This is a genomic window from Litchfieldia salsa (assembly GCF_900104555.1).
Classification (GTDB): domain Bacteria; phylum Bacillota; class Bacilli; order Bacillales; family Bacillaceae_L; genus Litchfieldia; species Litchfieldia salsa.
On record NZ_FNJU01000002.1, the window covers coordinates 28463 to 43330 of the forward strand.

Genomic DNA, 14868 nt, shown 5'->3' on the forward strand with positions numbered 1-14868 from the left:
TTAAATCTAGTTAGAATGAAGAATCTATTATTTTTAAGTAAAATTGAATAACTATTATTTTAACACATTTACGTAGTAAAGAAGAGAAGAATTTTCTCATTTTTCTCCTCTTCTTATTTTATCAGTTGAGAACAGGATTAGCTATCACGAAATTTCTCAATAATTACCGGTTGTATTTGTCTTCCCTCTATAGCTGCAATCACTGTATCTTGTAGCAATTCCATTCTAGCAACCATTGAATTAGGTTTTTTGTCAGGTGCATCTTGACCAAACGGGATAAAATAGACATTTTTTGTAGACATTAGACGCATTAAGTTTACTCCATTTAACCCAAGAGCATCATTCGTGGAAATTCCCAATACAACTGGATTCAAATTACGTAGAGTAGCTTTGGCCGCCATTAACACTGGAGATTCTGTCATAGCATTCGCAAATTTACTCATTGTGTTTCCTGTTAGTGGAGCAATCACCATACAATCTAAAGGCAGTTTAGGACCTAGTGGCTCAGCACCAACAATTGAGTCTATGACTTTATTACCTGTTACCTCTTCGAGCTTCTTAACCCAATCCTCACCTTTACCAAATCTAGTATTTGTAGCTTTTACGGTATGAGATACAACAGGTCTTACATCTGCACCCGCATCTACAAGCTTTTGTATTTCAGGTAAAACCGCATCGTAGGTACAATGAGAACCTGTTAATCCAAAACCAATTCGTTTCCCTTTAAAATCCATTATGCATTCTCCTCTCTATGTTGTAGTAGCTCTAATAGGAGTTGAGACATTACATTTGCAATGATTTGACCTGCTGTTTTCGGTGCGACAATCCCGGGCAAACCAGGAGCTAGTAAAGCTTTAATTCCCCTTTTTTCTGCATATCTAAAATCCGTACCACCTGGTTTTGATGCAAGATCTACAATTAACGTGTGAGGTGGCATTTTCGATATCACAGAAGAGGTTACAATATGATGTGGAATGGTATTAATACACACATCAATGTCACACACTTCTTTATCTAATTCTGAAAGATGGAATGGTGTTAACCCCATTTCTTTAATTCTTGCAATATGTTCTGTTTTTCTAGCCCCAACCTTCACATGTGCACCTAGTGCTGCAAAGGTTCTCGCTACACTCATTCCAACACGACCGAGTCCTAACACAATTACATTAGAATCATGAATGGTGATGTCAGTATGTTGAATGACCATCATAATTGTTCCTTCTACAGTTGGAATCGAATTATAAATAGCCACATCATCTCTTTCAAACAATTTAACTAATTTTCGATTGGTCGAACTCACGATTCCTTCTAGATATGAATTACTAATCCCTGAAAAAACAGTGCAATGTTCTGGTGTATTTGCAAGTATCTCTTCGGATAACAGTACTTTTTCATTTGAAAATATTGTATCTACTAGCCCTTCGGCATTAGTGCCAGGCACTGGTAGAATAATCGCATCTACAGTAGAAAAATCCACTTCATCCATTTGCTCCTTTGAAGCTCCGGTAAAGCCGTGATCTAGTTGATCGAAACCAATTAATGATAATTTTGCATCAAGTTCAATTAACTTCCTAACGACTTCCAATTGGCGTGCATCTCCACCTATAATTGCTACATGCAAACCCGTCAACATTCTATTCACCTTCTTTTTAATAACTTAAAAAGTCACTACTTTATCAAAAAACTAAACGATATTGTTTCATTTTAACTATGTCGAATTAACTCTTACTCTTTCATCATATGTAATGGAATCTAATGGGTGAATAGAAAAAAAAAGACCCTAAACTCAGGATGATTAGGTCAATAAAAAAAGCAATCGAGAAGCTCGACTGCTTTTTTCTAATAGCTGTTTTCATATAGATTGTTGTTTTTAAAGTCGCAGGCCGAATACACTCCGCGTCCGGCGGGTGACCAGTAGCCTCCTCGTCGCTGTTGCTCCTGCGGGGTCTCACTTTGGCCACTGGTCCCGCAGGAGTCTACGTGTATTCAGCCTGCTTGGTACTACCTTTTCAATGCTGTCTAAAACAACAACTTAGATGAAACAGCCTTTCTTATTTATTTGTTTTGTTCTGATGATAATTCCTCTGGAATATCAATTATTATCATGTCTGTGCCTATCTTCTTAATATGACTCCAAGGGACTCGAACTTCGTTTCCTTGTTTTTTTAGACCAAACCACTTTAATGAAGGAATTATTAATGCATTAATTTGTCCAGTCTGCTCATTAATTTCAAGATCGGTTTGTCCTAGTACTCCAAGTCTTTCGGCACGTTTAACATCAACAATTTCCTTACCACCTAACTCACTTAATCTCATGTTACCACTCCTTCACATTCCTTACTACATTGTATGGAGTAGTCCTATAATTAGAAGTGAAATTAGTGTAATAAATTAAATAATAATACTTTTCGGTAATTCCTCGTTCGGACTGATAAGTGCAACTGAATAAGTGTCTGTAAAAATTTGATTTGTAAGCTTATTAACACCTTCCTCATCAACACCATTAATCAAATCAATCATCTCATCTAACGTTCTATGCTTCTTAAGAAGTAGCTCATTTTTACCGTTACGGCTCATTCTACTATTTGTACTTTCCAGACTCAACATTAGATTACCCTTCATTTGCTCTTTACTATTTTTCAACTCTTTCGTCGTGATCCCTTCTTTCTTCAACTGTGAAAGAGTATCCATAATCGTTTCAAAGAGTGTATCTAATTGGTTAGCACCTGTACCGCCATAGATCGTAAGAAGTCCATTATCCTGGAATGATGAGTGGTAAGAAAATACTGAATAAGCTAGACCTCGTTGTTCTCTGACCTCTTGGAAAAGACGGCTGCTCATACTGCCACCTAAAATATTATTAAGTACAATTAAGTTGTAGATATCTTTATCTCCAATTTGCAACCCATTATAGCCAATACACAAATGAGCTTGCTCGGTTTCTTTCTTCTTCATAATATTGTTTTTATGAAATGATGGTGGAGCATATTCCTTCTTAGAATGCTCTGATGAATATGATCCAAAATATTGTTCGATCTCTTTTATAAAGCTTTCATCGATATTACCAGCAACTGAAACGACTACATTATCTGGTGTATAGTACTCATTCATATATTGACGTAAGAGGTCACTGTTAAAAGCATTTAGAGTCTCTTCAGTCCCTAATATCGGATAGCCTAATGGGTGGTTTTCATAACAAGCTTTGCTTAATAAATCGTGAACAATATCATCTGGTGTATCTTCATACATTTTAATTTCTTCAAGAACTACATTTTTTTCTTTAGCCAACTCTTCTTCGACAAATGTTGAATTAAAAAACATATCAGCTAATGTATCTAATGCAAATTTAGAATGCTCATCTAATACCTTTGCATAATAACATGTATACTCTTTAGATGTGAAGGCATTAACTTGGCCTCCAATGCTATCAAATGATTCAGCTATTTCTCGAGCCGTGCGTGTTTTAGTACCTTTAAAAAACATATGTTCAAGAAAGTGTGAAACCCCATTATTGAGCTCATTTTCACTTCTAGATCCAGTACCAATCCAAACCCCTATCGCAACTGAACGAACAGTAGGTATATTTTCTAAAACAACTCTTACACCATTTTGGCATGTATATTTCTTAATCAAAGAGCCTTCCTCCCGTCTTATTTAGCACTCACCATTGATGTTTTAAAATATGAGTAGCTCCCTTTTACTTGTTTATGACACGGTCTTCACTTAATAATGTTGACACATTATGGATAATATATTCTTTTTGTTTAATTGAAAGGATTAGAGTTTCTAACGCTTTTGCAGTTGAAGAGGTTGGATGCATCAAAATAAGAGCACCTGGATGCACCTTACCCATTACTCTCTGAACAAGTACATGGGGTTCAGGACGTTGCCAATCAATGGTATCCACACTCCACATAATTGTTTTCATCCCTTGATTTGCGGCAATTTTCACCACTTCATCTCTATAGTTCCCAGCAGGTGGAGCAAAAAGACTTGGCTTTTCACCAGTTGTAGCTTCAATTACATCATTCGTTTTTGACAATTGATCGACCACCGATGATGATGAAAGGGTTTTTAAATTGGGATGTGTATAAGAATGGTTTCCAACCTCATGTCCCGCTGAAACAATCATTTTGGCTAAGTCTGGATTTTCCTTAACCCATCTCCCCTCAAGAAAGAATGTTGCCTTAACTTTATGCTTTTTTAATGTTTCAAGCATATCTGGTATGTACTCATTTCCCCAGGCAACATTTATTAAGAAGGAAACCATCGGCTTTTCAGGGTTTCCACGGTATATAGCCTCAGGGGGTAAATCATCTAGATGTACTTTTGGTGACACTTGTTTGTAAACAAGTTTATGCTCATCAAATTTGTTCGATTTTTTCATCTTTTTATAAGACGCATCAACATCTACTTTTAGACCGTTATAACCAGGTGTTGCTTTCCATACTTTATTAATTTCAGCATCAATAGGTTCTTTTTCATAGGCCTTAGCTTTCTCATCGATCTCTTTATATAAGGCATCAATTTGCTTTGATACAGTTTCACTATCATCTTTTAAATCACTTATATAATTAGAAGTATATGGATTCTGAGTCGTACTTATAGATATTAAGAAAATAAATAAAAACGCAATAAATTGTATGTATGTTCTTTTCATCACAGCTCCCCCTTTATACTACAATTATGTGTATAAGGGACAAGGTAGAACTCGTTCATGTAAAATCTAAATAGAAATATGTTTCATATTATCGTTTACAGGAGCCGTAATCTTTTACAAGTGCGAAAAAAAAGCCCGGTTGACCAGGCCCTTTCTTTTACTGCTCTTGTTTTTCTTTTTCCTGTTTAAGTACAGCTTTTCTTGATAAATTTACTCGTCCTTGTTTATCAATTTCAGTAACCTTAACTAGTATCTCGTCACCTAGAGAAACAACATCTTCAACTTTTCCGACACGTTCCTCAGCCAATTCAGAAATATGAACTAAACCATCTTTTCCATTAAAGATCTCAACAAATGCACCGAATTTTTCAATTCGTTTTACTTTACCTAGGTACATTTGTCCAACTTCAACTTCTCGAACAATGTCTTCAATGATTTTTTTAGCTTTGCTAATCATCTCTTCATTAATAGATGAAATAAAGACTGTACCATCTTGTTCAATATCAATTTTTACACCAGTCTCTTCGATAATCTTATTGATTTGCTTACCGCTAGGCCCAATAACATCTCTTATCTTGTCTGGATTAATTTTCATTGAAACAATTTTAGGTGCGTACTTAGATAATTGATTTCTAGGATCTTGTATCGTGCTAAGCATTGATTCTAAGATCTCTTTACGGCCAATTTTCGCTTGTTGTAATGCTTCTTCAAGAATCTCTCTTGATAGCCCATCAATTTTAATATCCATTTGTAGTGCAGTAATACCCTTTGAAGTACCTGCCACTTTGAAATCCATATCACCTAGGTGGTCTTCCATTCCTTGGATATCAGTAAGAACTGAATAATGTTCGCCAGATTTCACTAATCCCATTGCAATACCAGCAACAGGAGCCTTAATAGGCACACCAGCATCCATCATTGCAAGAGTACTTGCGCAGATACTAGCTTGTGAAGTTGAACCATTTGACTCTAGTACTTCCGATACTAAACGAATTGTGTAAGGGAAGTCCTTCTCAGACGGGATGATAGGCTCTAATGCTCTCTCACCTAACGCACCATGACCAATTTCACGGCGTCCTGGTCCTCTCATTGGTCCAGTTTCTCCCACACTAAATTGTGGGAAATTATAATGATGCATAAAACGTTTTGATTCTTCAATTCCTAAGCCGTCTAGGATTTGAACATCACCTAACGCACCAAGGGTACAAATACTAAGTGCTTGGGTTTGTCCACGTGTAAATAATCCTGAACCATGTGTTCTTGGTAATAATCCTACTTCAGAAGACAGCTGTCTTATTTGATCAATTTTTCTGCCATCTGGGCGGATCTTTTCGACAGTAATAAGTCTACGAACTTCCTCTTTAACAAGCTTGTACAAAATTTCTTTAACTTGTTTAAGAGTACTATCATCTGCTTCTTGCTCTTCAAACTTCTGAATAACCGCAACTCTTACTTCATTAATAGCAGCTTCTCTAGCATGTTTCTCAACCACCTGAACTGCATCTGTAAGATCTTTTTCAGCCATTTCTCGGATTTGGTTTTCAATATCTTTATCTAATTCATAAAGCTTTATTTCTAACTTTTCTTTGCCAATCTCAGCAACAATTTTTTCCTGGAAGGAAATTAATCGCTTAATTTCTTCATGACCAAACATGATTGCTTCAAGCATCGTTTCTTCTGAAACTTCATCTGCTCCCGCTTCAACCATGTTAATTGCATCCTTTGTGCCAGCAACTACAAGGTGAATATCACTCTTTTCAAGCTGCTCAACTGAGGGATTTATAACAAATTCGTTATCGATTCGACCAACTATTACTCCAGAGATTGGCCCGTCAAAAGGAATATCTGATACGCTTAATGCAAGTGAAGAACCAAACATTGCAGCCATTTCTGAAGAGCAGTTTTGGTCCACACTCATTACAATACTTATAACTTGAACTTCATTACGAAAACCATCCGCAAATAAAGGTCGAATAGGTCGGTCAATAAGACGACTTGCTAAAATTGCTTTTTCACTTGGTCTACCCTCACGCTTAATAAATCCACCAGGGATCTTACCAACTGCATATAATCTTTCCTCATAATTCACTGTTAATGGAAAGAAATCTAAGTTTTTTGGTTCTTTTGAAGCTGTAGCAGTACTTAGAACGACTGTTTCACCATATCGGACCAAGACCGCACCGTTTGCCTGTTTTGCCAGTTGTCCAATTTCAACTGTAAGCTCACGGCCTGCCCAGTTCATGGAAAAATGCTTTTTACCTTGTTGATCCATGTTTTTTCTCCTCTCGTATGTAAAAATTTCAATAGAAATTTATTGTCCATATTCATTAGTATGTATTTTTAGTATGAACTATATTATTTAATGATATCATTAGAATTCGTGTATGTAAAAAATTGCTATAATTTTAATAGATTTTATTGCTAATAAAAAAGCGGGAATTATCCCGCTTTCTGTAAGTTATCTACGTAAACCTAATCTATTAATAAGGTCACGATAACGAGTTACGTCTTTGTTACGTAAGTAAGTAAGTAAGTTACGACGCTTACCAACCATCTTTAAAAGACCACGACGTGAATGATGATCTTTCTTGTGAGTACGTAAATGATCGTTCAAGTTATTAATTGATTCTGTTAGGACAGCGATTTGAACTTCTGGAGATCCAGTGTCGCTCTCGTGAGTTTTAAACTCACTGATTAGTTCATTTTTACGCTCTTGTGTGATTGCCATCCTATTCACCTCCTCTAATATAATCCCCTATTACCGAGCAGACGTTGGTGATTCGTCTTGCCAAGCAATGGTTCTATAACACGTTTATAAGAATAACTCTTTTTATGATAAAAAGCAAGTCTCTTCCCTTATTTTTTCAAAATAGGTGATTGCCTCATCTTTATCTTGTTCGATTCTTTTTATTAAATCAGTGATATTATTAAATTTCTTCTCTGCCCGTATTCTTTTATACCACTCGACGATTACTTCTTCACCATAAATCATTTCACTAAAGTTAAAGATATGAACTTCTATTGATTGAACTTTTTCATCATGATTAAAAGTGGGCTTGTAACCAATATTACACACGCCATTATACCAAGTTGAATTCACACGGATTTTAACTGCGTATACTCCTGTAGTTGGAATGAGGTAATCAGAATTAGGGCGAATGTTTGCCGTTGGAAAACCAATCGTTCTCCCTCTTTTATCACCATCAACAACCACACCTCTGAATGAGTATGGTCTAGCTAATAGGAATGGAAGCTTTTCAACTTCCCCCTTGTTAACTAATTCTCTAATAAAGGATGAGCTAATTTTAACCTCATCAAACACAGTTTGCTTGTTAATCGTCGTTTGAGTGAATTCATTTCGCGAATGAAAAGGCATTGTCTCCATTGATCCTTTACCCATTTTTCCATATGAAAAATCAAAACCAGCACATATATGTTTCACATTTAGTTCAATAATGTATTGATCTACAAATTCTTGAGGTAATAAATTGGCAAACTCTTGAGTGAATTCGACTATATATAATCGTTCCACTCCTAAGTCAGCAATCAGCTGCTGTTTTTCTTCTAGAGGTGTTAGGTAATAATTAATCTTTTTATCCCTCCCAAGCACCACGGAAGGATGGGGGTCAAAAGTCATTACTGCACTTTCGTACCCTTCTGACTTTGCTTTTTCTATTGCTGTTTTTATCACTTGTTGATGGCCTAAATGAACACCGTCAAAATAACCAAGTGCTAGAGAAGTTTCAGGAAGTTCTTCTTTCTTTAATTGATGAGGGTGTCGAATTCGTATTATTTTCATCTATTGTCACCTTTTCTCATGTTTAACGAAGTGCTACTGTGTTGTTACAAGAACCTTTATAGGCTTCATTAAATGAGGTTTTGATTGATGTTGTGCATATATTGCTATACATTTATCATTTTGATCAATGATACAGATTGGTTCATCCAGAACATCCTTTAATTCAGTTGGGATTTCAAGAACTGCACCATTCAAAACTTTTACTGCTAATGTATCATTAATCGCAAATTTCGGCAAATGAAAGAGCGCACTTTCAATTGATTGTAAACTTTCTTCTATGTTAGATCCTTTTATCTTTTCTTCAATTTCTTCAAATGTTAAGCATTGATCAAGAGTATATTTTCCAGAAGCTGTTCTGATTAGACTAGACATGTGGGAAGGATAACCTAATGCTTCACCAATCATGACAGCTAATGTGCGCACATAGGTCCCTTTACTGCATGTTACACGGAATTTAAAAGAAACTTGGTTCCCCTCAAAGGTTTCTCTCTCATCTAATAAAACGAACTCTTTAATAAAAATCGTTCTAGAAGGTCTTTCCACTTCTATCCCTTGTCTCGCATATTCATATAGACGCTTACCATTTACTTTAACTGCAGAGAACATAGGGGGTGTTTGCACAAGCTCACCACACATCGATTGTAAGACCTTTTCGATTTCACTCCTATTTATAACTCTGTCTATATTTTTTTTACTAACAATCTCGCCTGATGCGTCCTCAGTTGTTGTTGAGAACCCAATCGTTACTTCCCCTTCGTATGTTTTTTCTGTAGCCGTTATGTACTCTACAATCTTTGTTGCTCGTCCAATACAAATTGGTAGGACTCCTGTCACATCTGGATCTAGAGTGCCTGTGTGTCCAACTTTTTTCATTTTAATTAACTTTCTAACTTTAAACACACAATCGTGCGAGGTCATTCCTTTTGGTTTGTTTAGTAGTAAAATACCTTCCATTGTTTCATCCCTCCATTAATGATATGTAATATGAAGATGAGGCTGTCCATGGGACAGCCTCACTTTGTTATTCTAGATTTGATTGTCGGTTTAGCTCACTCAGTAAACTTTCTATACGATTACCATAATCTATTGATTCATCAAATTCGAATTGAATTTCTGGAATCTTACGCAAACGGATTCGTTTACCGATTTCAGTACGAATAAAGCCCTTAGCTTTTGCTAAACCCTTTAAAGTATTTTCTCTTTGTTCGTTATCACCAAGTACAGATATAAAAACCTTCGCCTGCTGAAGGTCTCCTGTTACTTCAACATCAGTTACAGTTACAAATCCAATACGTGGATCTTTAATCTTTCGCCCGATGATATCACTAAGTTCTTTCTTCATTTGTTCTCCGACGCGCGTAGGTCGAATACTCATTATCATCACCTCGTTTTAAAGCCACTCAAATTCTGTTACAGCTCTTTCAATTTCAGGAAAAGAATCAATAAGTTTTAAGCAATTATTTAACTCTTTTTCCAATGATTGTCTACTTGAAGAAACTGTAACAATCGCAATTTTGGTGCGTTGCCACGTATCTTGAAAGTCAATTTCAGAAACAGAGACATTGTATCTCTGTTTGAGACGTGTAAGGATTCTTTGAAGAACAGCTCTCTTATCTTTTAAAGAGGCTGCATCATAAATCATGCACTCACACTCAACGAGTCCAATCACTTACGATCAATTTCTTCCATTATGAATGCCTCGATAACGTCCCCTTCTTTAATATCATTAAATTTGGTTATTGTTATACCACATTCGTAATTTTGTGCAACTTCTTTTACATCATCTTTGAATCTCTTCAGTGTATCAATTTCACCTTCAAAAATGACAACACCATCTCTGATAACACGGATTCCACTATCACGAGTAATCTTCCCATCAGTCACATATGAACCAGCAATTGTCCCAATCTTTGATACTTTAAAGGTTGTTCTAACTTCAGCTTGACCGATCACTTTTTCTTGATATTCTGGATCAAGCATCCCTTTCATTGCTGACTCAATTTCTTCGATCACTTTATAGATAATACGATGTAATCTAATGTCTACATCTTCAGCTTCTGCTGTACGTTTAGCATTTACATCTGGACGCACATTAAACCCAATTACAATTCCGTTTGAAGCAGAAGCTAAGATGATATCTGATTCTGTAATAGCACCTACACCAGTATGGATGATCTTAACTTTTACACCTTCGACATCAATTTTTTGTAATGAAGCGGCTAATGCTTCTACAGATCCTTGAACATCGGCTTTGACGATTAAGTTAATCTCTTTCATTTCACCTTGTTTGATATGTTCAAAAAGGTCATCAAGGCTTACTTTAACTTTTTCTCCACGTTGTTCCACAAGTTGTTTTGATGCACGCGCTTCTCCAACTTGACGGGCTTTCTTTTCATCTTCAAATACCATGAAAAGATCTCCTGCATGCGGTACATCATTCAAACCTGTAATTTCAACTGGTGTAGATGGACCAGCTTCTTTCACTCGACGACCCAAATCATTAACCATTGCACGGACACGGCCAAAAGTATTACCTACAACGATTGGATCACCAACTCGTAATGTACCGTTTTGAACTAGAAGTGTAGCTACTGAACCTCTACCCTTATCAAGTTCCGCCTCAATTACAGTACCTGTTGCTTTTCGATTAGGATTTGCCTTATATTCTTCAACTTCGCTAACTAAAAGAATCATCTCAAGAAGTGTGTCAATACCTTCTCCAGTTAATGCTGAAAGTGGAACAAAGATCGCATCCCCACCCCATGCTTCTGGAACTAATCCATGTTCTGTTAATTCCTGCATAACACGATCAGGGTTTGCAGTTGGTTTATCCATCTTATTCACAGCTACTATAATCGGTACTTCAGCTGCTTTAGCATGATTAATTGCTTCAACAGTCTGAGGCATAACACCATCATCTGCAGCAACAACTAGTACAGTTATATCTGTTACTTTTGCTCCTCGAGCTCTCATCGTTGTAAATGCAGCATGACCTGGAGTATCAAGGAATGTAATTTTTTTACCGTTGTCAACAACTTGGTATGCACCAATATGTTGAGTGATTCCACCTGCTTCTCCAGCAGTTACTTTTGTATGACGAATAGAGTCAAGTAATGTTGTTTTACCATGATCAACATGCCCCATGATTGTAACAACTGATGGGCGTTCAACTAAATCTTCTGGATTGTCTTCTGATAAATAACCTTCAAATTGTGTTAGTTCAAATACAATCTCTTCTTCAACAGGCACACCGTATTCACCAGCAATTAATTCAATTGAGTCTTTATCTAACTCTTGATTAATTGTAGCCATCACACCAAGCATAAATAGCTTTTTAATAATTTCAGACGGTTCTTTTCCAAGAGCCTTTGCTAATTCACCAACTGTAAGGGAACCACTAAATGTGATTTTTTCAGGCAATTTTTTTTCAGGCTTTGGTTGTGTAAATTGCTGTTGCTGTTTGTTATTATTTTGCACATTTTTTTGCGGTTTATTTTTCTTATTATTTCTATTTCTGTTATTGTTGTTATTATTGTTGTTTGGATTATTATTGTTAAAGGTCTTTTTTGGTTGATTTTCAGCCGGACCTTTTTTGGCTTCTGTACTTTTAGGTGCATCATTCTTCTTATTATCTTTAGTCACATTATTACCTGCACTTCCACTTACATTTGGCTTTTCTGTTTGAACAGTTTTACTACTATTTTTCTCTAACTTGGCCAGAACATCATCTTCTATTGTTGCCATATGATTTGAAACCTCGATATCCATCTCTTTTAGTCTTGAAATTACTTCCTTACTAGAGATATTGTGTTTTTTTGCAAATTCATAAACGCGCATTTTACTCATATGTTCACCCCCAAATAAATTAATCGAGCAGTAACATCAATTTATTTGCAAAACCGATATCTGTAACAGCAACAACCACCCTGGCATCCTTTCCGATCGCGGACCCAAGTGTATAACGGTCGTTTACAGTTCGCAGCGGTATTTTATAATAGCTGCTTTTATCATTCACTTTTTTTGCAGTATTGTTTGATGCATCTTCAGCTAAGAGAACTAGTTTCGCTTCCCCGTTTCGAATAGCCTTTATAACAAGTTCTTCACCTGAGATGAGCTTTCGTGCTCGATTGGCAAGACCTAAAAACGAAACCCATTGACTTTTATTATTCATGACTGATTCTCTTCACTAGTTAATTGAAGTAATTCCTCGTAAAGTGAATCATCAATTTTAACTTTTAAATGGTTTGCTAAAATGTTTTTCTTTTTAGCTAGCAAAATTAAGTCTTTATCAAGACTTATATATGCGCCCCTGCCCGATTTTTTACCTGTAAGATCAATAGATACTTCTCCTTCTTTTGACCTTACAATTCGAACTAACTCTTTTTTGGGCCTCATATCACCACTAGCAATACACTTTCGCAACGGTATTTTTTTCTGACCTACCATTTAATTCACCTCTCACTCAATTTCTTCTAGGTTCAAATTGAATGACTCTTCTTCTTCATCATCTAAATCATCATAAAAGGTAGAACCTTCTCTTGGATAAATCCCAAGTTGTTCAGCTTCTGTTTGACTTTTTATATCTATTTTCCAACCAGTTAACTTAGCAGCTAATCTAGCATTTTGCCCTCGCTTACCAATTGCAAGTGAAAGTTGATAATCTGGAACAATCACGGTTGTTCCTTTATCATCTTCATTTACGGTAACATCAAGTACTTTAGATGGACTTAAAGCATTCGCAACGAAAACAATTGGATCATCAGACCATTCAACAATGTCAATTTTTTCACCTTTTAATTCATTTACAATTGCTTGTACTCTTTGTCCCTTTGGACCAACACATGATCCGACTGGATCTACTTCAGTGTTATCAGAATGCACAGATATTTTAGATCGATCTCCTGCTTCTCTTGCTACAGACTTTATTTCGACAGTTCCATCATAGATTTCAGGAACTTCTATTTCAAATAATCTCTTTAATAAACCAGGATGTGTTCTAGAAACAAAGATTTGAGGTCCTTTTGTTGTTTTTTCAACTTTTGTTATGTAAACCTTAATCCTGTCATGTGGTTTATATCTTTCATTTGGCATTTGTTCATTTGCAGGTAGAAGGGCTTCAATCTTACCTAAACTAACATAGATAAACTTTGAGTCTAGGCGTTGAACAATACCAGTCATAATATCTTCTTCTCTGTCAATAAATTCCGAATAAATTACGCCTCGTTCTGCCTCTCTAACTCGTTGTGTAACAACTTGCTTAGCAGTTTGAGCTGCAATTCTTCCGAAATCCTTAGGCGTAACTTCAATTTCAATTACGTCATCAACCTGATAATTCGGATTAATTGACCTTGCCTCTTCAACAGAAATTTCAAGTCTTGTATCATATACTTCTTGAACTACATCTTTTCTTGCAAATACACGCATAGTACCTGTAGCAAGGTTTAAGTCAACCCTAACATTTTGTGCTTGATTAAAATTTCGTTTATACGCAGATATTAAAGCAGCTTCTATTGCTTCAATAATAATATCCTTGCTTATTCCTTTTTCTTTTTCAAGCAGTGTTAAAGCATCAAATAATTCACTACTCATTAGTTTTCTAATCCCCCTTTAGACAAAAATATGCATTATATCAGTCTATTTATCATACTTACCATTAATTAAAAGTGACAGCAAGTCTTGCGCTAGCGACCTTTTCATAAGGTATTTCAACCGTTTTTTTTCTCGTTTTGATCATAATAGCGATTTTTATTGCTTTTCCGTCGAATTCAGTTAATTCACCTTCGAATTCTTTTTCTCCATCTATAGGCTCGTATGTTTTAACATACACCTGTTTTCCAATCGCCTTTTCAAAGTCCTTGTCCTTTTTCAAAGGGCGCTCCGCTCCTGGAGATGAAACTTCTAGGAAATAGTTATATGGAATCGGGTCTGTCTCATCAAGTTTTTCACTTAACTTTTCACTTACCGTTCCACAATCTTCAATATCGACTCCAGTTTCAGAGTCAATAAAAACTCGAAGAAACCATTCTTTTCCCTCTTTTACATATTCAACGTCCACCAATTCAAGGTTGAGTGGTTCTAATATAGGTTGAACCATTTCTTCAACAACCTCTGTAACTTTTTTACTCATACTATACCTCCTTACATTTAAGGATCATTTAACATACATCCTTAATATTAATCTTAGTATTAGCACATATGCTAGAGAATTAATCTCTTTAACAACGATCGCAAAGAAAAAAACATCCTTTAGGTAAAAACACCCTGCTTTAAGAGCAGGGGAGAGTGTGTATACTAGCTAATTAAGTATGTATGAATAAGTAACATAAACAAACGATACTAAAAAGACCCCTAATCAAAACGAAAGAGCGGGTTTCCCCACTCTTCACCAACAATTATACATATCATTTCC

16 protein-coding genes are annotated in these 14868 nt (G+C 35.9%); all 16 read right to left on the reverse strand.

Annotated features, from left to right (window positions below; translation table 11 throughout):
- Nucleotides 1-137: 137 nt before the first annotated feature.
- Entirely contained in the window at nt 138-734 is a 597-nt protein-coding gene (locus BLQ56_RS03950) for a dipicolinate synthase subunit B (protein ID WP_090850176.1), read from the reverse strand.
- Entirely contained in the window at nt 734-1633 is a 900-nt protein-coding gene (gene dpaA / locus BLQ56_RS03955) for a dipicolinic acid synthetase subunit A (RefSeq protein ID WP_090850178.1), read from the reverse strand. Before dpaA ends, BLQ56_RS03950 begins: the two co-directional genes overlap by 1 nt.
- Nucleotides 1634-2055: 422 nt before the next feature.
- The gene (locus tag BLQ56_RS03960) at nt 2056-2316 is read right to left on the reverse strand and encodes a YlmC/YmxH family sporulation protein (protein ID WP_090850180.1); all 261 of its coding nucleotides are present in this window, start codon (nt 2314-2316) and stop codon (nt 2056-2058) included.
- A gap of 75 nt (nt 2317-2391) precedes the next feature.
- Nucleotides 2392-3633, reverse strand: a complete 1242-nt coding sequence (locus tag BLQ56_RS03965) for a M16 family metallopeptidase (protein WP_090850182.1) — start codon at nt 3631-3633, stop codon at nt 2392-2394.
- Nucleotides 3634-3697: 64 nt separating this feature from the next.
- A complete protein-coding gene (locus tag BLQ56_RS03970; RefSeq protein WP_090850185.1) occupies nt 3698-4660 on the reverse strand; it encodes a polysaccharide deacetylase family protein in 963 nt (320 codons plus the stop codon).
- A gap of 157 nt (nt 4661-4817) precedes the next feature.
- Complete coding sequence (pnp, locus tag BLQ56_RS03975; RefSeq protein WP_090850187.1) at nt 4818-6932, reverse strand: polyribonucleotide nucleotidyltransferase; 2115 nt, start codon at nt 6930-6932, stop codon at nt 4818-4820.
- A gap of 186 nt (nt 6933-7118) precedes the next feature.
- A complete protein-coding gene (gene rpsO, locus BLQ56_RS03980) occupies nt 7119-7388 on the reverse strand; it encodes a 30S ribosomal protein S15 (RefSeq protein ID WP_090850189.1) in 270 nt (89 codons plus the stop codon).
- 102 nt (nt 7389-7490) lie between these two features.
- Nucleotides 7491-8459, reverse strand: a complete 969-nt coding sequence (ribF, locus tag BLQ56_RS03985; RefSeq protein ID WP_090850191.1) for a bifunctional riboflavin kinase/FAD synthetase — start codon at nt 8457-8459, stop codon at nt 7491-7493.
- 33 nt (nt 8460-8492) lie between these two features.
- Entirely contained in the window at nt 8493-9413 is a 921-nt protein-coding gene (gene truB / locus BLQ56_RS03990) for a tRNA pseudouridine(55) synthase TruB (RefSeq protein WP_090850193.1), read from the reverse strand.
- A 67-nt stretch (nt 9414-9480) separates the two neighbouring features.
- The gene (rbfA, locus tag BLQ56_RS03995) at nt 9481-9834 is read right to left on the reverse strand and encodes a 30S ribosome-binding factor RbfA (RefSeq protein ID WP_090850195.1); all 354 of its coding nucleotides are present in this window, start codon (nt 9832-9834) and stop codon (nt 9481-9483) included.
- A 15-nt stretch (nt 9835-9849) separates the two neighbouring features.
- Entirely contained in the window at nt 9850-10128 is a 279-nt protein-coding gene (locus tag BLQ56_RS04000; RefSeq protein ID WP_090850197.1) for a DUF503 domain-containing protein, read from the reverse strand.
- The gene (gene infB, locus BLQ56_RS04005) at nt 10125-12305 is read right to left on the reverse strand and encodes a translation initiation factor IF-2 (protein WP_090850199.1); all 2181 of its coding nucleotides are present in this window, start codon (nt 12303-12305) and stop codon (nt 10125-10127) included. The genes BLQ56_RS04000 and infB overlap by 4 nt, the downstream gene beginning before the upstream one ends.
- Nucleotides 12306-12324: 19 nt before the next feature.
- Nucleotides 12325-12630 carry a YlxQ family RNA-binding protein gene (locus BLQ56_RS04010; protein ID WP_090850201.1) on the reverse strand — a complete coding sequence of 102 codons (306 nt, stop codon included), beginning with the start codon at nt 12628-12630 and terminating at the stop codon, nt 12325-12327.
- Nucleotides 12627-12905 (reverse strand): RNase P modulator RnpM, encoded by a 279-nt coding sequence (gene rnpM, locus BLQ56_RS04015; protein WP_090850203.1) that lies wholly within the window; start codon nt 12903-12905, stop codon nt 12627-12629. The genes BLQ56_RS04010 and rnpM overlap by 4 nt, the downstream gene beginning before the upstream one ends.
- A gap of 12 nt (nt 12906-12917) precedes the next feature.
- The gene (gene nusA, locus BLQ56_RS04020; protein ID WP_090850206.1) at nt 12918-14048 is read right to left on the reverse strand and encodes a transcription termination factor NusA; all 1131 of its coding nucleotides are present in this window, start codon (nt 14046-14048) and stop codon (nt 12918-12920) included.
- 64 nt (nt 14049-14112) lie between these two features.
- Nucleotides 14113-14586 (reverse strand): ribosome maturation factor RimP, encoded by a 474-nt coding sequence (gene rimP, locus BLQ56_RS04025; protein ID WP_090850208.1) that lies wholly within the window; start codon nt 14584-14586, stop codon nt 14113-14115.
- Nucleotides 14587-14868 lie beyond the last annotated feature (282 nt).